This window comes from Methylobacterium sp. (assembly GCF_019750675.1).
GTDB lineage: Bacteria > Pseudomonadota > Alphaproteobacteria > Rhizobiales > Beijerinckiaceae > Methylobacterium.
The window spans coordinates 1-15880 of the sequence record NZ_JAIEOF010000101.1 but is presented as its reverse complement, the minus strand read 5'-3'; the positions used below and the strand labels follow the sequence as shown (position 1 = coordinate 15880).

21 protein-coding genes are annotated in these 15880 nt (G+C 67.2%); 11 read left to right on the top strand and 10 right to left on the bottom strand.

Annotated elements, in window-relative coordinates; all coding sequences use genetic code 11:
• From recG to K2X24_RS05320, 4 genes are all read left to right on the top strand, one after another.
• Positions 1-1499 (top strand): ATP-dependent DNA helicase RecG (gene recG / locus K2X24_RS05335; RefSeq protein WP_292495388.1); only part of this gene is annotated, 1499 nt, incomplete at its 5' end.
• Positions 1500-1854: 355 nt separating this feature from the next.
• Entirely contained in the window at positions 1855-2127 is a 273-nt protein-coding gene (locus tag K2X24_RS05330; protein ID WP_292495386.1) for a hypothetical protein, read from the top strand.
• 204 nt (positions 2128-2331) lie between these two features.
• A complete protein-coding gene (locus K2X24_RS05325; RefSeq protein WP_292495384.1) occupies positions 2332-2955 on the top strand; it encodes a TetR/AcrR family transcriptional regulator in 624 nt (207 codons plus the stop codon).
• Positions 2956-2983: 28 nt separating this feature from the next.
• A complete protein-coding gene (locus tag K2X24_RS05320; protein ID WP_292495382.1) occupies positions 2984-3949 on the top strand; it encodes an MBL fold metallo-hydrolase in 966 nt (321 codons plus the stop codon).
• A gap of 338 nt (positions 3950-4287) precedes the next feature.
• On the opposite strand, the gene K2X24_RS05315 is transcribed toward K2X24_RS05320, so the two are convergent.
• Complete coding sequence (locus tag K2X24_RS05315) at positions 4288-4827, bottom strand: hypothetical protein (RefSeq protein ID WP_292495379.1); 540 nt, start codon at positions 4825-4827, stop codon at positions 4288-4290.
• A 257-nt stretch (positions 4828-5084) separates the two neighbouring features.
• On the opposite strand from K2X24_RS05315, the gene K2X24_RS05310 reads away from it, so the two are divergent.
• A complete protein-coding gene (locus tag K2X24_RS05310) occupies positions 5085-5489 on the top strand; it encodes a BLUF domain-containing protein (RefSeq protein WP_292495392.1) in 405 nt (134 codons plus the stop codon).
• 323 nt (positions 5490-5812) lie between these two features.
• On the opposite strand, the gene K2X24_RS05305 is transcribed toward K2X24_RS05310, so the two are convergent.
• Complete coding sequence (locus tag K2X24_RS05305; protein WP_292495377.1) at positions 5813-6136, bottom strand: hypothetical protein; 324 nt, start codon at positions 6134-6136, stop codon at positions 5813-5815.
• A 356-nt stretch (positions 6137-6492) separates the two neighbouring features.
• Between K2X24_RS05305 and K2X24_RS05300 the strand changes: the two genes are divergently transcribed.
• From K2X24_RS05300 to K2X24_RS05290, 3 genes are all read left to right on the top strand, one after another.
• Positions 6493-6693 carry a hypothetical protein gene (locus K2X24_RS05300; RefSeq protein ID WP_292495375.1) on the top strand — a complete coding sequence of 67 codons (201 nt, stop codon included), beginning with the start codon at positions 6493-6495 and terminating at the stop codon, positions 6691-6693.
• A gap of 241 nt (positions 6694-6934) precedes the next feature.
• Complete coding sequence (locus K2X24_RS05295; RefSeq protein ID WP_292495373.1) at positions 6935-7180, top strand: hypothetical protein; 246 nt, start codon at positions 6935-6937, stop codon at positions 7178-7180.
• Between the two features lie 259 nt (positions 7181-7439).
• Positions 7440-7697, top strand: coding sequence for a hypothetical protein (locus tag K2X24_RS05290; RefSeq protein WP_292495371.1), 258 nt, complete (start codon positions 7440-7442; stop codon positions 7695-7697).
• 147 nt (positions 7698-7844) lie between these two features.
• Here K2X24_RS05290 and K2X24_RS05285 read toward each other — a convergent pair whose 3' ends face one another.
• From K2X24_RS05285 to K2X24_RS05260, 6 genes are all read right to left on the bottom strand, one after another.
• Positions 7845-9236, bottom strand: coding sequence for a TAXI family TRAP transporter solute-binding subunit (locus K2X24_RS05285; protein WP_292495390.1), 1392 nt, complete (start codon positions 9234-9236; stop codon positions 7845-7847).
• Between the two features lie 126 nt (positions 9237-9362).
• Positions 9363-9806, bottom strand: coding sequence for a hypothetical protein (locus K2X24_RS05280; RefSeq protein WP_292495369.1), 444 nt, complete (start codon positions 9804-9806; stop codon positions 9363-9365).
• A 7-nt stretch (positions 9807-9813) separates the two neighbouring features.
• On the bottom strand, positions 9814-10188 hold the full coding sequence (locus tag K2X24_RS05275) for a glycosyl hydrolase (RefSeq protein ID WP_292495367.1): 375 nt from the start codon (positions 10186-10188) through the stop codon (positions 9814-9816).
• A 76-nt stretch (positions 10189-10264) separates the two neighbouring features.
• Positions 10265-10744 carry a hypothetical protein gene (locus K2X24_RS05270; protein WP_292495365.1) on the bottom strand — a complete coding sequence of 160 codons (480 nt, stop codon included), beginning with the start codon at positions 10742-10744 and terminating at the stop codon, positions 10265-10267.
• Between the two features lie 274 nt (positions 10745-11018).
• Entirely contained in the window at positions 11019-11222 is a 204-nt protein-coding gene (locus K2X24_RS05265; protein ID WP_292495363.1) for a CsbD family protein, read from the bottom strand.
• 329 nt (positions 11223-11551) lie between these two features.
• The gene (locus K2X24_RS05260) at positions 11552-11779 is read right to left on the bottom strand and encodes a hypothetical protein (protein WP_292495362.1); all 228 of its coding nucleotides are present in this window, start codon (positions 11777-11779) and stop codon (positions 11552-11554) included.
• Between the two features lie 334 nt (positions 11780-12113).
• Between K2X24_RS05260 and K2X24_RS05255 the strand changes: the two genes are divergently transcribed.
• The 3 genes from K2X24_RS05255 (at position 12114) to K2X24_RS05245 (ending at position 13436) form a co-directional block, all read left to right on the top strand.
• Positions 12114-12560, top strand: coding sequence for a hypothetical protein (locus tag K2X24_RS05255; RefSeq protein WP_292495360.1), 447 nt, complete (start codon positions 12114-12116; stop codon positions 12558-12560).
• A 178-nt stretch (positions 12561-12738) separates the two neighbouring features.
• Positions 12739-12984, top strand: a complete 246-nt coding sequence (locus K2X24_RS05250) for a hypothetical protein (protein ID WP_292495358.1) — start codon at positions 12739-12741, stop codon at positions 12982-12984.
• A 35-nt stretch (positions 12985-13019) separates the two neighbouring features.
• Positions 13020-13436, top strand: coding sequence for a DUF1236 domain-containing protein (locus K2X24_RS05245; RefSeq protein ID WP_292495356.1), 417 nt, complete (start codon positions 13020-13022; stop codon positions 13434-13436).
• Positions 13437-13511: 75 nt separating this feature from the next.
• On the opposite strand, the gene K2X24_RS05240 is transcribed toward K2X24_RS05245, so the two are convergent.
• Together K2X24_RS05240 and K2X24_RS05235 are read right to left on the bottom strand one after the other, a co-directional pair.
• Positions 13512-14150 carry a NepR family anti-sigma factor gene (locus K2X24_RS05240; RefSeq protein WP_292495354.1) on the bottom strand — a complete coding sequence of 213 codons (639 nt, stop codon included), beginning with the start codon at positions 14148-14150 and terminating at the stop codon, positions 13512-13514.
• Positions 14151-14815: 665 nt separating this feature from the next.
• On the bottom strand, positions 14816-15583 hold the full coding sequence (locus tag K2X24_RS05235; RefSeq protein ID WP_292495352.1) for a DUF502 domain-containing protein: 768 nt from the start codon (positions 15581-15583) through the stop codon (positions 14816-14818).
• Positions 15584-15880: the final 297 nt, after the last annotated feature.

Genomic DNA, 15880 nt, shown 5'->3' with positions numbered 1-15880 from the left:
GGGCCGAGCACCGGCCCGAGAGCGCGCCGCCCCCCCTCCCCGAGGGGGCCGCCGCGCCGCCGCGCTCCCCGGCCCGGCGCCGCCTCGCCTACGACGAGCTCCTGGCCTCGCAGCTGGCGCTGGCCCTGATGCGGGCCCGCAACCGGCGCGCCCCCGGCCGGGCCAATGCGGGGGACGGCGCCTTGAGCGGCCGGATCGCGGCCGCCCTGCCCTTCGCGCTCACGGGCGCGCAAAGCCGCGCGGTCGCCGAGATCCGGGGCGATCTGGCCTCCGACCGGCGCATGCTGCGCCTGCTCCAGGGCGATGTCGGCTCCGGCAAGACCGCGGTGGCGCTCCTCGCGCTGGCGAGCGCCGTGGAGGTCGGGCGCCAGGGCGCCCTGATGGCGCCGACCGAGATCCTCGCCCGCCAGCACTTCGAGCGCCTCGCGCCGCTCGCCGCCCCCTTGCGCCTGCGCCTGCTGACCGGGCGCGACAAGGCCTCCGAGCGCCGCGCCACCCTGGCGGCGCTGGCGGCCGGCGAAGTCGACATCGTGGTCGGCACCCACGCGCTGTTCCAGGACAGCGTGGTCTTTTCCGATCTCGGCGTCGCCGTGGTGGACGAGCAGCACCGCTTCGGCGTGCACCAGCGCCTGGCGCTGGGGGCCAAGGGCGCGGCCGTCGACATCCTGGTGATGACCGCGACCCCGATCCCCCGCACCCTGGCGCTGACCTGCTTCGGCGACATGGACGTCTCGGTGCTCGACGAGAAGCCCGCCGGCCGCAAGGCCATCGCCACCCGCCTCGTCTCCACCGACCGCCTCGACGAGGTGGTGGCGGGCCTGAACCGGGCGCTCGCCGCCGGCGACCGGGTCTACTGGATCTGCCCCCTGGTGGCGGAATCCGAGTTCGTGGACCTGGCCGCCGCCGAGGAGCGGTTCGGGGACCTGCGTCACAGCTTCGGCGACGCGGTCGGCCTCATCCACGGCAAGATGCCCGGGCCCGACAAGGACGCCGCCATGGAGCGCTTCCAGCGGGGCGAGACAAAGATCCTGGTCTCGACGACCGTGGTGGAGGTCGGCGTCGACGTGCCGGAGGCCACCATCATGGTCATCGAGCATGCCGAGCGCTTCGGTCTCGCCCAGCTCCACCAGCTGCGCGGCCGGGTCGGGCGCGGCGCGCGGGCCTCCACCTGCCTGCTGCTCTATCGCGGGCCGCTGGGCCAGGTCTCGCGGGCCCGCCTCGAGATGATGCGCGAGACCGAGGACGGCTTTCGCATCGCGGAAGAAGATCTGCGCCTGCGCGGCGAGGGCGAGGTGCTGGGCACGCGCCAATCCGGGATGGCCGCCTTCCGCCTCGCCAGCCTCGAGAGCGACGCCGAACTCCTGCAGGTGGCCCGCGACGACGCGCAGCTCGTGGTCCAGCGCGACCCCGGCCTGAAGAGCCCGCGCGGCCAGGCGCTCCGGGTGCTGCTCTACCTCTTCGAGCGCGAGGCCGCGATCCGGCTGCTCGGGGCGGGCTGACGGGACGGATCCGACGCTTAAGGCGAGCCGCACCCCATGTCCGAGGCGGGTTGGTTTCCTGCCCGTCCGGTTCCGGATGACGGATGCTTCCAAGGGGTCGGGGCTGCTGAAGTCGTCTATCGTCGGTCGCGGGAGCCAAAAGCATCCGCATGCCCTGCTAGGCCCGATAGGTCCGCAATCTGAAATCCTCTCGATCTCGTGAGATTCGCGATCTTGCCCCCTTCCCAGGTGACTTTATATGTACGAACGAACATATTATGGCCGTGTGAGGAGCCGTCCCGGCCCCCCAGATCGCGTCGGTCTCGCGGGACCAACCGGAGGCCCTCGAGGCCGACGTTCTGCAAGGATAGGACACATGACCCTTGGCCGGACCATCACGTCAGGCGCGCTCGCCGGAGCGCTCGCCCTATCGACGCTGCCTGGCAATAGCCTTTCCGCTCATGCCGGTGACGAGGGGGCCCGCGTTTCCGCTCCTGTCACCCTTGAGGAGCGCCAGGCCTGTACGCCGGACGTCCTCCACCTCTGCAAGGTCTTCATTCCGAACCGGACGGCCATCACCGGGTGTCTCATCGACAACATCGAGCGGTTGAGCCCGGCGTGCCGAAACGTGATGGTAAGTCGCCGATGAACCGCATGGCATCAAGCGAAAGCCTCGCGGCGAACCGCGCAACCGGAGGTCCAGACACCCCCGGGCATGCTTCGATTCCCCTGCGTGATCGGCTCTCGGAACTTATATGTCCATGGGGACACATTTAGAGGGTGGATGATGACCCCGGAAGCCAAGACCGCCGCCACCTCGGGGAACCGCCCCCGAGGGCGTAGGACCAAGGACATGCCGGATGGACGTCAGGCTCTCCTGGCGGCTGCAACCCAGGCCTTCTCACAGCAAGGTTATGATTCTGCCGATCTTCGCGGCATCGCCGCCGCGGCAGGCGTGAGCCCGAACCTCGTTCGGGTGCTGTTCGGCAGCAAGGCGGACCTCTGGGAAGCCTGCCTCGACGTCATCGTGTCCGAGGCGCAGCCGCTCATGGACGTGGTCACTCGACTGGCTCAGGACACCGGGAGGCCGCTCCACGACCGCCTGTCCGATATCATCTGTGGCTTGGCGACGTTCTACGAAGCCCATCCGGGCGTGCGGGGCTTCGCCACCGCGCACGGCCAGGAGGCCCCTGAGCGCGCCGAATTGGTGATCCAACGCCTCCTTCGGCCGGCATACGAATGTGCCCATGCGCTGATCGTCGCCGGCATCGAGGCCGGGGTCGTGCGCAGCAGTCACCCGGCATTGTTCTTCGCCCTTGTGAACGCTGCCGTGAGCCAGCCTCCAAGCTTCTCCGCGCTGCTGAGCCGGCTCGCCCCCGAGATCGATCCCGGTGCCGCTCGTATCCGCATGATCGAGACGGTCGTCGCCTCCCTTCTTCATCCCCCCCTCGACACGTCATTCACGTCGCAGGCGTGAGACAACCAAGGCATCGACAGTCATGCGGATGAACCGTTTCCTCACCGGGGCGGCCCTGGCGGCTCTTGCCGGTTGCGGGATCCTTTACGGCGCGCTTTCGATCCCGTCCTTGGCCGCTCAAAGCTACCCGGTGGCGCAGAGGGCCACGGGGAAGCGGGACCTCACCGTCCGCTTCCTCGGGACGGCAACACTCGCCTTCGACGACGGCACGACGGCGATCATGACCGACGGCTTCTTCACCCGCCCCAGCGTCGCACAGGTCCTGCTTGGAAAGGTTCAATCCGACGACCGGGTGATCGACAAGACGCTCGCCCGGATCGGGCCGCAAAACCTAGCCGCGATCTTCGTCGCTCACTCGCATTACGACCACGCGATGGATAGCGCCGCCGTGGCGGTCAAGACCGGTGCGTCCGTCTACGGCTCCGCGTCTACGGCCAACATCATGCGCGGAGCCGGCTTACCCACGGAGCGGACGACGGTCTTCGAGGATGGCGACACCTACGCGTTCGGCACGTTCCGCGTGCAGGTGTTCGAGACCCCGCACTCGCCCCATGCCAAATTCCCAGGCAAGATAGACGAGCCACTTCATCAACCGGCCAGAATCAGCGAGTACCAGGAGGGGGGGAACTATTCGTTCCTCGTCACACATGGGAAACGGCGCATCCTGGTGATCGCCAGTGGAAACTACACCCCTGGTAAATTTCAGGGTGTAAAAGCTGATGTCGTGTTCCTGGGTATCGGGACGCTCGGCAAGCAGGACGAGGCATTCGCCTCGAACTACTGGCACGAAACTGTCGAGCAGACGGGGGCGAAGCTTGTCATCCCTATTCACTGGGACGACTTCATGCGCCCCCTCGACCAGCCGTTCCGGCCCTTGCCACGCCTACTCGATAACTTCGACAACGGTATGAGGATGTTGTTGCCCCTCGCTGCACGGGACGGCGTGAAGCTACGGTTGCCCGAGGCGTTCGCCCCGATTGATCTCGATCAATAATCAGGGGTCACACGTCGAGCCACACGAATATCCGTTGAGGAGACATCCGCACGTCGCTCGGCATGGCGGATGGGGGTCGGGCCCTGACGGTCCGCTGTGGGACCGGCTCGGGTTGGAATGCCGCCCGTCCGCTTGGGAGGAGGTCAATGAAATAGGGGGTATCCTTCCGACACTTCAGTCTGGAAAGATTAGAAGCGAAGGTTTCACGTCCGGCGCGATCCGGCGGGCGCCACCTCTCGAGGGGCGAATTTGCGAAGTCCAAGTCGTCCAAGGTGGAGCCTATGAGGTTCCACGGATACGTTTCTGGGTCAGGTTGTGGGCCCAACCCAGAAGGGTTTCTATTTTGCCGACGCCGTGACGGCTTCGAAATTATATCGGCCGGTTTTTGTGCCGGTGAACTGCGCAATGCCCTCGGTCATGGGATTGACGCGTGTGTTGTTGATCTCGATTTCTCCGGAAATGCCTGAGAACTTACCCGTTCCTCCGTTCCAAGATCCGGTCCCGCGCGGCGTAGCGCTTTGTGGCTGCGTCGGATAATCGAATTTTTCGAATATCTGATCGCCGCCAGCATCGGCATAGACGCAATAGCCATGGTTCTCGAACGTCTTGGCTTCATTGTCCATCGTCGCCATTCCGGCGCAGCGTCCAGCCATATTATGGAGAAATCCACCGCCGGTGACGTTCAGGGCACTCATGGTGGATTGACTGACCGTTACCGTGCGATTGGGCCCCATCGGCAGGGGCTTCATCGGCGATGAATTGATGCCCGTAAAAAGCACTTTGTACTCGCCGGAACGAGGCATGTCGTCGGCGAGTGCTGGAAGTCCAACGGCGCCGATTGCCAAAGCTATCAGAAGTTGCGGGGCATGATGGTGCATGGCGAACCTTCCCCTGAAACATTGTTTATTTGCAGGGACAATCTTGCAGAAATTTTATTGTCTATCAAGATGCTTGTGGGCGGGCCTAGATTTTATTCGTGTCGGGAGCGACCAAAAACGAATGTGTTGTCGGACTGGAAAAGCGAGTCCGATCTGGCTTTCGCGACGATCTATGCCACGGCTTTCGACAGGACCGCACGTTTGACGGCATTGATCTGGATCAAAGCGCGCTCTCATGTCGCGCGCAGTCTTCGTCTATGGACCGCTCGCTCCTTTACGTAAGCCAGAGGTTGGCGACCGACGACGATATCGCTGCGATCGTCGAGGTTTCCCGAGCGCGAAACACAGCGTTGGGTGTCACGGGTGCACTGGTCGCCTCGCGGAATTGGTTTGCCCAGATCCTGGAGGGTACCAGCGGCGCGATCGATGCGCTGATGGACAGCATCGGCCGCGACGGGCGACACCGGGACGTTCAGGTCCTCATCTACGAGGATATCGAGGAACGGCAATTTTCCGATTGGGCCCTGGCCTACAACGGTTCGGCGTATTTCGTAGACGGACTGATCGAGGTCCTTGCGAATCGAACGGGTTCGGCGCCCGAGCCCATTCACCTGCGGCGTCTGATCGGGTGCATGGCTGAATTCACGCGTTGTCTGCATTGAAGACGGCCTTCCGCCCCATCGCGACCCGAGCCTGGATGCTGGGCTCCGTCCGCTTCACGGCATTTTGGCCTATACCTCGTTCGGCCCCATCCGCGCCGATCCCGGCCCGGCTCCGATGCGCCGGCCGATCCGCCGGTTTGGGGGCTTCGCCAGCATGGTCCTGCGTTCGACCTCGTCCCGGTCCCGCTGAAACGATTGCCGGTGCCGGGCTCCGCCATCCGATCTGATCCGAGGCGGACCAGAGGGGTGGGAACCGAAGGCCCGCGCATCGCGGCGCCGGTCCGGATCAAGCCAGCGCTCGGGAACACGGGCAGCCTCAAGCATCATCGACGCTTTGGGCTCACGGTACTCGCTGACAGCTTCGAGAGGGCTTCCTCGCACAGGCTGCCCAGGTTGCTGCGCATCAGGTTTCTGGCCCAGGCACGACGGCCGTCGTCCATGAGAGCGACAGCCGCCTCCTGCGGCGTCTGCTTGGCGCAGGCCTTCATGATCTTCATCAGCGGGTACGCGATCTCCTTTCCGCATGACTTCTTCGCCTGAAGAAAGAACCCGTAGTCCTTAAAGTGCTGGGGACAATCCTCATGCGCCGCCGCAACCGCGGGCACGAGGATGCCGAACGCGAAAAGCAAAGCGCGCTGAACCTGCATCCATGATCCTTGATGGGCGAGAAAGCGGAGGGTTCAGCGGACTGCCCCCTCGGACCGCCTCAGAAACACGGCAGCTTGGGTTTCCGTTTCGTCGGTTTCGTTCGGTAGGAAAGCGTTAATCATCTTGGTTCAGACACGGCCTAATCGGAGCCGAGCTGGGGTGCCTGCCTCGTTCCGGGCCGATCATGGCGGCGGGTTCGCAAGTCCGGCCGCGATACGCTACGACTAAAGCCGATTGGTCCGATGGGAGCGGGAGCCTTGCTCGCCTGTCGCACTGATCGGCTTTGCCATGCATGCTATGGCCCTGGGCTGTTGGCGGGCTGGCGATTCACCCTGGCGATCGGCAAATTCGCAGCATGTTCCGAGTGCGCATCTACCTCGTCGCAATGGTGGTGCTCGCCCTCCCGCTCGGCGGCCTTTGGCTTCATGCTTGGGACATCGCGGTGGGGTTGAAGTGGCTCGAGCCTGAACCGAACATGCTGGCGATCGCCGCACTCTCGGTGGGAGTCAGCGCGCTTCTCGCCCTCCTCGTGACGAGATCGCTCGCAAGGTCGTAGGCACCTCGGGGATCGTCGCAGATCAACGGGATCACCGACGATCCCTCCCGCAGACACGCCCGGCCACGAGCCACGGCCCCGCGCGTGTTTTGCACGAAGGATGGTGGAAAACGCAGAGCGTTCCTCGCAGGGAGGGGCGATCGAGAAGGTCTGATTCCCAGGCCTCATCGGTGCAACGGTTCGGGACGCGAAGACGTTTCGGCTCCCGACCCCGAAGAGTCAGGGGCTGTGGGAGCACGACATGCTGGTACGTTTCGGATTGACGTTCGTTCTTGCCGCCGCCGCGGCCGGCGCTGCCGTGGCCGCACCGATGTCCGACGAGGACAAAGCCGCCCTTCAGCAGCAATGCGCCGGTGACTTCACGACCTTCTGCGCGGGCCTGCCGCCCGAGGACGGTCCCGAAACGCAGGCCTGCTTCCAGAAGAACATGTCGAAGCTTTCACCCGGATGCCAGAACGCGATCCAGGCTTTCAAGAAGAAGGGCTGAAGCGCACCAGCGGCATCGGGCAGACGTTCGCGGCAGCAGCCGTGAACGTCGACCCGAAAGCCTTCGGGACGTGAGGACCCGACGCAGCCCGTCGCAGCTGTCCCTGGGTATGAGGGGGGCGCCTCGGGACAGACGGACCCCGTGAGCCGCATCGTCGACCTTCGGCGTTTTTCATCGAAATATAAGGCTGGAACGGTTTTTGATCCTCGGCCGTATTCACACCACGTCAAAGGTTTAGATGGCGTCGGAGTAAGACATCATGTTTCGCAAGCCGACACTTGTATTGTTCTCGGCCCTGACACTCGCCGGTGGCATCCTCGGAACCTCGACGGCCGCCATGGCCGATCCGCCCTGGGCTCGCGGCGGTCGCGGCTTCGAACGGGGTGGTCCGCCCGCCTGGGCGCCTGCCCACGGATACCGGCGCCATCGCGAGTTCGGCGGCTACGAGCGGTCCTACCGGGGCACGCGCTTCGACGAGGGTCGCCGGTACGGCGGGTACCGCGACTACCGCTACTGAGCCTGCCCGCGACCGAGTGACGACGCGAAGCCTATCGGGACGCAGTTCCGGTAGGCTTCGTCGTTTGTGCGTGTTCCGGCCGCTCCCGCCCCGTCGCACCCGGTCACGTTACGAGCGGCCTCGGGCAGGTCACCTCCGGAACGCGGCCTATGACGCGGGCCAGCTCCCCGGCGCTTTGCTGGATGCCAGGTCTGCCGGGTTGTCCCGGTGGCCCATGGCACGCCTGACCGTCGAGCGCGTCGCATCGATGGCCACCGTGGCCGCACCGAGCATCCGTGGCTCGGTCGGACGATTCAGGGCCTGGCGGGCAATGCTGGCGGCCAGATCGTCCACCTCGGCCGCCATGGCCTCGAGGCGCGCGTGGTCGGTCTCCTCCTGTGCGGCCGCGCGCAGTTCGAGGAGGCGGCTCGTCGCCACCTCGATCCGCTCGCGTCGGATGCGGCCCAGCCGCTGGCGCAGCCAGGCCACGGTCGAGCCGACGCCGCCGGCCAGGATGGCCACGAGGTAGATCCAGCTCTCGTATCGCTCGATGAAGGTTTCCTGCTCGCGCTCGTAGTAGTCGATGGCGCCAGGATGGATGGGCAGGTGCGCGCTGGTGGCGTCCGCCGTGTCCTCGTAGGTGGGGCTGGCGATGGCGTCGGCGGCCGGCACCGTGTCGGCCAGGGCGCTGCGCATCTCGAACAGGTGCTGGGTCACCTCGGCGGCGAGGCTGCGCGACAGGTCGGCCCGGGCCACCAGGCGATAGGACGAGCCGACGGTTGCCACATCCTCGGCGGGGAGCCGTGGATTTCCGCCGAACAGGGCCGCCGGGACCGTGACCGCCTGAAGGCGTGGCCAGCGGGCCAGGACGGCCGTAGAATCCGGCACCCCGAACAGGGCGATCTCCTCGTCCGCGCTCTCCTCCTTGACGAGCGCCACGAGGCGCCTGGCCACGGGCGAACCGGGTGTCGTGACCAGAACGAGCGCATCGATCCGATGCGCGCGCAGGGCGGGGCCGACATCGGCTTCCTCCAGGGGCACGAGCGCCACGGCCTTCTGCGGGAGAGTGCCGGTCTGCGGCTCCGTCAGCAGCTCCAGGTCGTGGTGGGCGGCAAGCGTGCCGACGAGCGTACGGTCGGCGGTCCGGCTCGCCAGCATGCCGAGGCGTTTGCCGGCCAGATCCCCGAAGCTCTTGATGCCCGCGCTGGACGGTGCCGCGACGAAGGCCGAGAGCTCGCGCAGGATGGCGAGCGTCATGGCGTTTCCGGGCAGCGCGACGTCGGGGCGAACGACCGCAAGGTCGGCCTTGCCGGCCTTGAAAGCGTCGGCGCTCTCGCGAACGCCGTCGAAGGAGACGACCTTGAGCCTCACCCCGAGCTTTCGCCGCGCCAATTCGTCCGCGTAGGCCTGCAGCAAGGCCGGCTCGCTGCCCCCTTTCGGGGCGACCGCGACCGTCAAGGTGGTGGGCCGCGTCAGATAATAGGTCGCGACGGCCACGAACACGAGCACGAGGGCCAAGCCGAGCAGGAGCCAGTCCTGCCGGCGCCCCGGAAGCGTCATCCTCGTCACGGAAAGGCCCCCATCCCCTCGTTCACTCCCGCCGACGGCACGCCCCATAATGAGGCGGCCGCCGCCCGGACGGAACGACCGGCCTTGAGGTCGTAGTCCCCGATCGGTTCGTCCGCCTCACCGACCGCTGGTCGCGCCGGACGTCGTCGTCGACTTCACCGGCTTCGAACCCGGCTCATGCGACATGGTCTTGGTGCGGGACTCGACGCTCTCGCCGTCGCGGACCTTGGTCTTGGTCTGCGACTTCGAGAAGGTCCCGCCGTCATGCGCCATGGCTTTGGCCTGGCCGTTCAGACCGCCGTTCCCGGTCTCGTTCACGTGGGCGCGGTCCATGGTCTTGCCGCCGGCCGCGCTCCCGCCCGTCGCGAGGGAAGAGCCGGTGGCGCCGTTCGCGCCCGTGGACGTGCCGCCGGTGCCGACGGTGGAGGCGGAGGTGCCGCCGACCGCGGCCGAGCCGGCGCTGCCTCCCGTCGCGCTGCCACGGGCCTGGGCCTGGGCGAGTGCCGGCGAGAGGACCAGCCCGAGAACCGCCAAGGCGGACATCATCTTCGTCATCGTCATCTGAGCCTCACTTCCTGTCCTTGGGGACGGTGACGACGCAATCACCGTCGCCCGTGGTGGTCATCGCGGTGCCGTTGCCCGAGCTCGATGCCGCACTGCTGGTCGAGCCGTTGGCCGACCGCGTCGTCACCGAGGTTCCGCCGGTGGAGGAACTGCGCACGCCATCGGGACCGGCCGTGACCGAACTCGATACCGAACCGGCGTGCTGTCCGGCGTCCGAGTGGACGACCTTGCAGGGTTTGCCGTTCGGGCCGGTGGTGACGACCGTGCTGCCGGAGACGCCGTTCGGTCCCGCGGTCACGGTGCTGGTCTGGGCGTGGCTCACGGAGATACCCGCTAGGACGAGGACGCCGCCGAGAAGCGGCAGGATCTGGCGCGCCATGGTGCAACTCTCCTCGGGAGGGGGGTGGAGGCGGCTCCGACGAGCCGCCCCCGTTGGACCTTGAGCTCGGCGAGCCTCAGCGCTTGTTGTGGCCGGGCGCGTTCTCGGAGTTGCCCGGGCCGCTCTTGTCGTGGCCCGCGGCGCTGCCCGACTTGCCGGCGCTACCCGACTTGCCGGCGCCGTCGGACATGCCGGAAGACGAGCCGCCGGTGCCCATCGACGAGCCGCTGGTGCCCTTGCCGGCCGTCGAGCCACCGGTGCCGACGGTCGAACCGGAGCCGCTGCCCGTACCGGCCGAGGAGCCGCCCGTGCCGACGGTCGAGGAACTCTTGCCGCCGCCTGCGGACGAGCCACCGGTGCCGACCGTCGACGAGGAGCCGGAGCCGCTGCCCGAACCGGCCGAGGAGCCGCCCGTGCCGACCGTGGAGGAGCTGGTGCCGCCGCCGGCGGAGGAGCCGCCCGTGCCGACGGTCGAGGAGGACTGCGCGAGGGCCATGGCGGCACCACCGACCACGAAGGTGGTGGCGAGGGCGGCGACGCGAATGTGCTTCAACATGTTTTTCTCCGGCTGTATCAAACTGTACGAAGCAACAAACGGAGATATCGAAACTACCGTTCCAAGTTTTTGCGACTTTTCTAAGCAAATCGACTAAATGAACGGCAGCTTAACGGCAGGGCGTTTTGACTAGATAGGCACAATCACCATAAGGCCCGCAGCCTCGTTGCTGCGAGCCGCCTTCGTGGCTTCCGCACGCCCTGTCGCGCGATCGTCCGCCGCTGTTCGCCGGCGGATGCCGAGGGGGATAGGTCGTCGGCTCCCCCCAAACGGGTCAGGCCTTGCCGGTGACCTTGCCGGCGACGTGCTGGGCGCCTTCCTTCGCGTCCCCGGTGGCCTTCTGCGCGTCGCCCTTCGACGCCTGCGCCTTGCCTTCGGCCTGGAGCTTCTCGTTGCCGGTCGCCGAACCGATGCCCTGCTTTGCGTTGCCGACGGCCTCGTTGGCGAGACCCTCGATTGTGTCCGTGGCGCTGCTCATGGCGAGGTTCCCTGGCCGTGACCGAGCGGTCCCGGGGCTCAGGAACGGCGACCCGTGCGATCCCGTTCCGAGGACGCAGGACCTCGTCATCGAGACGGGCAAGCCCACCGGATACATCATGTCCGTGGACGGCTTCCTCGGCATGGGCGAGCGCGATGTCGTGGTCGATCCGTCCTCTGTGGCGCTGACCGGCGACACCGGCGCCGAGACGTGGAAGGCGTCCGTGAGCACCGGCAAGGGTGCCCTGAAGGCCGCCCCCGAGTTTCAAGTGCGACGGCAAGTTCGAGCGCCGAGCACGAGCCACGGGAGCGCTTCGGCGCTCCCGTCCCTCAGGCGAGTTCGAGTTCCAGGGCGACGTCGGTGAGGTAGAGGGCGATGCGGCGCGCACTGCTGGGGGTCGGGCCCTCGACGCTGAAGCCGACCGTGAGGGCTTGGCCCTCGTAGTACCGAAGGACCGATTCCGCCTTGAGGGCGACCTCACGCTCCGCCGCAGCGGTCAGGACGCGCCGTCCGTCGCGGGTCTCAAGGATGACGCGAAAATCGTCGACACTCGACATGGCTCATCTCCCGAGAACGGCAGCCATGGACGTTGACCGGACCCGCGCAAGGCGGAAGCAACGAAGATGCCGGCGGAACCGTTCCGTCCCGACGCATCCATTGCCTCCTCGTCCGGGCCGCGACGTGGCCCGCCGTATCGATCCGGCTCACGCTTGGGTCTGCGCAATGTACTTGGGTCTCCGCAAGCGACTTGGGTCCGCGCAAGGTATTCACCGCGGCCATGGAGCCAGATCGGCCCGGAACGGTTTTCGGAACCCTGGCATTACCGACATCCGTCCTGACGACACCGGGACGCGTATCCCGCCCAACGTGGGATCAAAGCGAGGTGACTTTATGAGACTGTCCGGACTGGCGGCTGCGGCCGTGACGATTGCCGCCCTGGCCGCTCCTGCCGCCGTGGCGGGCGAGACCCCGAAGGCCCTCCTGCACGGCAATTACTGCGGGCCCGGCAACAACGCGCCGCTCGCACCCATCGACGCCCTGGACGCGGCCTGCGCCCGGCACGACGAATGCACCCCGGACGGCGGCCTGGCATCGAAGGCTTGCAACCTGCGCCTCCAGTCGGAAGCCGAGGGCGTGGCCCAGGACCCATCGCAGCCGGCCGACCTGCGGGCGCTTGCCGGCGTCGTCGCCTCGGGCGCCGCGATGATGCCGTCCAGGCCGGGATCCCGCGCCATCGCCCCGGCCGGTATCCGTCGCGTCGATGAAGCTCCGGCCTTGGCTCGTCCCGACGGCGACGCGGCACCGACCGAAGACACGGACGACGCGGATCCCGAATAAGCGCGTTCGGTGCGCGGGAGAGTTAATCCTCCGAGATCATGGTCAACCGGTAGCTGTAATGCTGGGGTTGCTGTATCAGACTAACCGAATGACCAAGTTTTGGCGCAACCGTTCTTTCGAGTTTGGAGTTCTTGGGACGGACACCGACGGAATACCCATCGGATCGAAGGAACACACCATGCGCAAGCCATTCGCTCTCGTCTTCCTCGCCGCCTCCCTCGCCGGCTTCGCCGCCCCCGCATCGGCCGAGGACACCACCGTGATCCGCCGGGACAGCGCCCCGAGCGTTTCGGTGGAGCGCCGTGAGGGTGTCGTCGAGCGCCGCGAGGTCACCACCGGCAGCGTCGATTGCGGCTCGAAGACCGTCCACAAGGAGGACGGCATGGGCAACTCCAAGACGGTCCACAAGGAAGGCTGCAACTGATTCGACGCCCCTCTGACGCTTCAGGAGATGTCCCCATGACGAACAAGCTTCTTCTCGCCCTGTCGGCGGCCGGGATGCTCGCCCTGCCGATCACCGCCCAGGCACAGGGTACCCTTCGCGGCGCCGCCGAGGGTGCCGAGCGCGGCGCCGATGCGGCCGGTCCCATCGGCGGCATCGTCGGTGGGGCCGTCGGTGCCGCCACCGGCACGGTCGGCGGCATCCTCGGCATCGACGACCGTCCCCGCTTCCGCTCCTACGTGCGCGAGCGCGGCGTTCGTTCGTATAGCTGGGGCGGCCCGGTCCAAGTCGGCACCGTGCTCCCCGACGACGAGGTCACCTACTACGACGTGCCCAGCGAATACCGGGCCCGACCGGGCTACCGCTACACCGTGGTGAACGACCGGCCGGTGCTGGTGGACCGCAGCCGCCGCATCGTCGAGGTCATCGACTGAGATCGTCGGCCGCGTCGCCGACACAGGAAAGCCCGCCCGGCACCGCCGCGGCGGGCCTTCCTTTTGCCGGATACCTCAGGCGAGGCTGCGGTCCTCGTCGAGACCGAGGAGACCGGCCAGCAGCGTCCGTGCCCGGCTGACGCGGCTCTTCATCGTACCGACCTGGCAGCCGATCATCTCCGCTGCGGCCTCGTAGGTCATCCCCTGCGCCGCCACCAGCACCAGAGCCTCTCGCTGGAGGGCGGGCATGTTGGCGAGGTGCTTCCAGACCACCCTCAGGTCGCTGCTCGCCTCCTGCGCGGCCGGGGTCTCCATGCGGCCCGCGAGTGCGCCATCGGCGTCCTCGACCTCGCGCTTGCGCTTGCGAATCTCGGTATAGAACTGGTTGCGCAGGATGGTGCAGAGCCAGGCTTTGAGGTTGCTGCCGGGCTCGAAACGGTGCCGGTTCGCCCAGGCCTTCAGCAGCGTTTCCTGTACGAGGTCGTCGGCCGCCGTCTGATTCACGGCGAGGGAGACCGCGAAGGCGCGCAGGCCCGGCAGCGCGGCCATGAGTTCGGTTCGGAATACGTCGCCCGAGACCGTGGCGGCCGGTAATGACCCAGCCTCAAGTCTGGCGATCAGGTCGAGCAGCGCGTCTGGCTGCGGCTCCGCGAGGAACGCGGCATAGAGGGACCGGAGCTCCGAACCGAGATGCGTGCGAACGGCCTCGGGCATCCCACGTTCGGAATCGCCTCCGCTCGACGCTTCGAGGACGGGATCGGCCTGCGCAACCGTCGCGGTTTCCGGGGAACTTCCTGCCGCCATGCCTATCTCCGACCTCCCTCACGTCTTCGTTGCACCCAGTCATTTTCGGCAAATCACCCGGGAGGTTCTGGCAAACCAAGCCTGAACGCCGCCTAACAAATTCTTCATCCAATTGCAGACCGAGCGTGGCGGTTTTGTCCGTCCGCGCGGGGGCTTCGGTCGCATGCGCGGGGAGGAGGGGACGGAGCGTGTCCTGACGTCCCTTCGGTGATCGTCCTCGGCCGGCGGGGATGACCGTCGCTGACCGTCACAGGCAGATGGACCGACGCGGGCGAAGGGCACCGCACTGCGCCGAAGCCATCGCCCGCAGGCGCCGTAACAGGCCGTGACATGCGGTATGACGTGACATGCGGTCTGACGTGGTCGCCGCTTACGGCTCCGCTTCTCCCCCACTTGCGGAGGACCGAGGCGGCGGACCCGAAGGTCTGTCAGGGGCTATGCTCTGCCGTTGCGCAGAGCGAGGGGCTTTGTCCGCTTTCAAGCGACGCCAGCAGCAATATGTCCGACCAGGTTGGGTCGGTTGCGGGCGGCACCGGGCCCTGGGTTTCGACGACGAGACGCCTGATGCACCCGGGTCAGGCGTCGACCTTCGGCGGCTCGCCGTGGGCGGCCCGCAGGTTCGCCGCCATGGCCTGGAACTTTGTCTGCGAGTCCTTGGCCCCCAGGTCGTCGGGCTGGATCACCCCGGCCGACATCACGAGTTTCGCCGCGTCGTCGACGCTCATGGCGATCTCCACGATGTCGGTGCGCGGCAGGTAGAAGAAGAACCCGGTGGTGGGATTGGGCGCGCAAGGGAGAAACACGCCGACATGGTCGCCCCCCGGCGCGAGCGCGTTCTGCACGTCCGGCGCGGCCGGGGCGGAGAGGAACACCACCGACCACGTGCCCTTCACGGGGAATTCCACGAGGCCGACGGTGCGGAACGAGGTGCCGTTGGCCGAGAACAGCGTCTCGAAGATCTGGCGCAGGCCCTTGTAGAGCCCCGAGATCACGGGGGTGCGGGCGAGCAGCACCTCGCCGAACTCGACGACGCTGCGCCCGACGAGGTTGGCGGTGAGGAAGCCCAGCAGCGTCACCGCCACGAAGGCGATGAGGAGGCCGAGCCCCGGAATCGAGAACGGCAGGTAATGGTCGGGCAGGTAGCTCGCCGGCACGAGCGGCTTCACCCAGCCGTCGATGAGGCTGATGAACCACCAGGTCAGGTAGATCGTGATCGCCAGCGGCCCCGACACGATGATGCCGGTGAGGAAGTAGGTGCGCAGGCGTCCCCGCGCGCTCACCCGCGGGCGGGCGCCGGCCTCGGCCTCGGGTGGGGGGAGCGGTGGGGGGATGGTGGGCGCCACGGATGCACTTTCGGCCGGGGGGAACGGCGCCCCGGGCGGCCCTCCGCCTGGGAGGCGGCGGGAGGACGGTCGCCCGGGCAAGCTTGACCCCGGCCCTAGAGGTAGCCCCTGTGCCGGTCCGGCTCAAGGCCGCCGCGCGGGGTTCGGCGCGCCGCCGCGTTGCGGAGCGGGCCCGCAGGGGCTTAAGGCTAAGGGCATGACCGAGAAGCTGACGATCCGCGCCCTGTGCGACCTGGGCCTCATCTCCGAGACCGACGTGAAGGCGGCGGTGGACGCCTACATGGCCGACCCGATGGC

Excerpts from the sequence above, each read along its gene's own strand:
- K2X24_RS05330 (WP_292495386.1), top strand. The coding sequence starts at position 1,855 with ATGACCCTTGGCCGGACCATCACGTCAGGCGCGCTCGCCGGAGCGCTC.
- K2X24_RS05325 (WP_292495384.1), top strand. The coding sequence starts at position 2,332 with ATGCCGGATGGACGTCAGGCTCTCCTGGCGGCTGCAACCCAGGCCTTC.
- K2X24_RS05320 (WP_292495382.1), top strand. The coding sequence starts at position 2,984 with ATGAACCGTTTCCTCACCGGGGCGGCCCTGGCGGCTCTTGCCGGTTGC.
- K2X24_RS05315 (WP_292495379.1), bottom strand. The coding sequence starts at position 4,827 with ATGCACCATCATGCCCCGCAACTTCTGATAGCTTTGGCAATCGGCGCC.
- K2X24_RS05310 (WP_292495392.1), top strand. The coding sequence starts at position 5,085 with ATGGACCGCTCGCTCCTTTACGTAAGCCAGAGGTTGGCGACCGACGAC.
- K2X24_RS05305 (WP_292495377.1), bottom strand. The coding sequence starts at position 6,136 with ATGCAGGTTCAGCGCGCTTTGCTTTTCGCGTTCGGCATCCTCGTGCCC.
- K2X24_RS05300 (WP_292495375.1), top strand. The coding sequence starts at position 6,493 with ATGTTCCGAGTGCGCATCTACCTCGTCGCAATGGTGGTGCTCGCCCTC.
- K2X24_RS05295 (WP_292495373.1), top strand. The coding sequence starts at position 6,935 with ATGCTGGTACGTTTCGGATTGACGTTCGTTCTTGCCGCCGCCGCGGCC.
- K2X24_RS05290 (WP_292495371.1), top strand. The coding sequence starts at position 7,440 with ATGTTTCGCAAGCCGACACTTGTATTGTTCTCGGCCCTGACACTCGCC.
- K2X24_RS05285 (WP_292495390.1), bottom strand. The coding sequence starts at position 9,236 with ATGACGCTTCCGGGGCGCCGGCAGGACTGGCTCCTGCTCGGCTTGGCC.
- K2X24_RS05280 (WP_292495369.1), bottom strand. The coding sequence starts at position 9,806 with ATGACGATGACGAAGATGATGTCCGCCTTGGCGGTTCTCGGGCTGGTC.
- K2X24_RS05275 (WP_292495367.1), bottom strand. The coding sequence starts at position 10,188 with ATGGCGCGCCAGATCCTGCCGCTTCTCGGCGGCGTCCTCGTCCTAGCG.
- K2X24_RS05270 (WP_292495365.1), bottom strand. The coding sequence starts at position 10,744 with ATGTTGAAGCACATTCGCGTCGCCGCCCTCGCCACCACCTTCGTGGTC.
- K2X24_RS05265 (WP_292495363.1), bottom strand. The coding sequence starts at position 11,222 with ATGAGCAGCGCCACGGACACAATCGAGGGTCTCGCCAACGAGGCCGTC.
- K2X24_RS05260 (WP_292495362.1), bottom strand. The coding sequence starts at position 11,779 with ATGTCGAGTGTCGACGATTTTCGCGTCATCCTTGAGACCCGCGACGGA.
- K2X24_RS05255 (WP_292495360.1), top strand. The coding sequence starts at position 12,114 with ATGAGACTGTCCGGACTGGCGGCTGCGGCCGTGACGATTGCCGCCCTG.
- K2X24_RS05250 (WP_292495358.1), top strand. The coding sequence starts at position 12,739 with ATGCGCAAGCCATTCGCTCTCGTCTTCCTCGCCGCCTCCCTCGCCGGC.
- K2X24_RS05245 (WP_292495356.1), top strand. The coding sequence starts at position 13,020 with ATGACGAACAAGCTTCTTCTCGCCCTGTCGGCGGCCGGGATGCTCGCC.
- K2X24_RS05240 (WP_292495354.1), bottom strand. The coding sequence starts at position 14,150 with ATGCCCGAGGCCGTTCGCACGCATCTCGGTTCGGAGCTCCGGTCCCTC.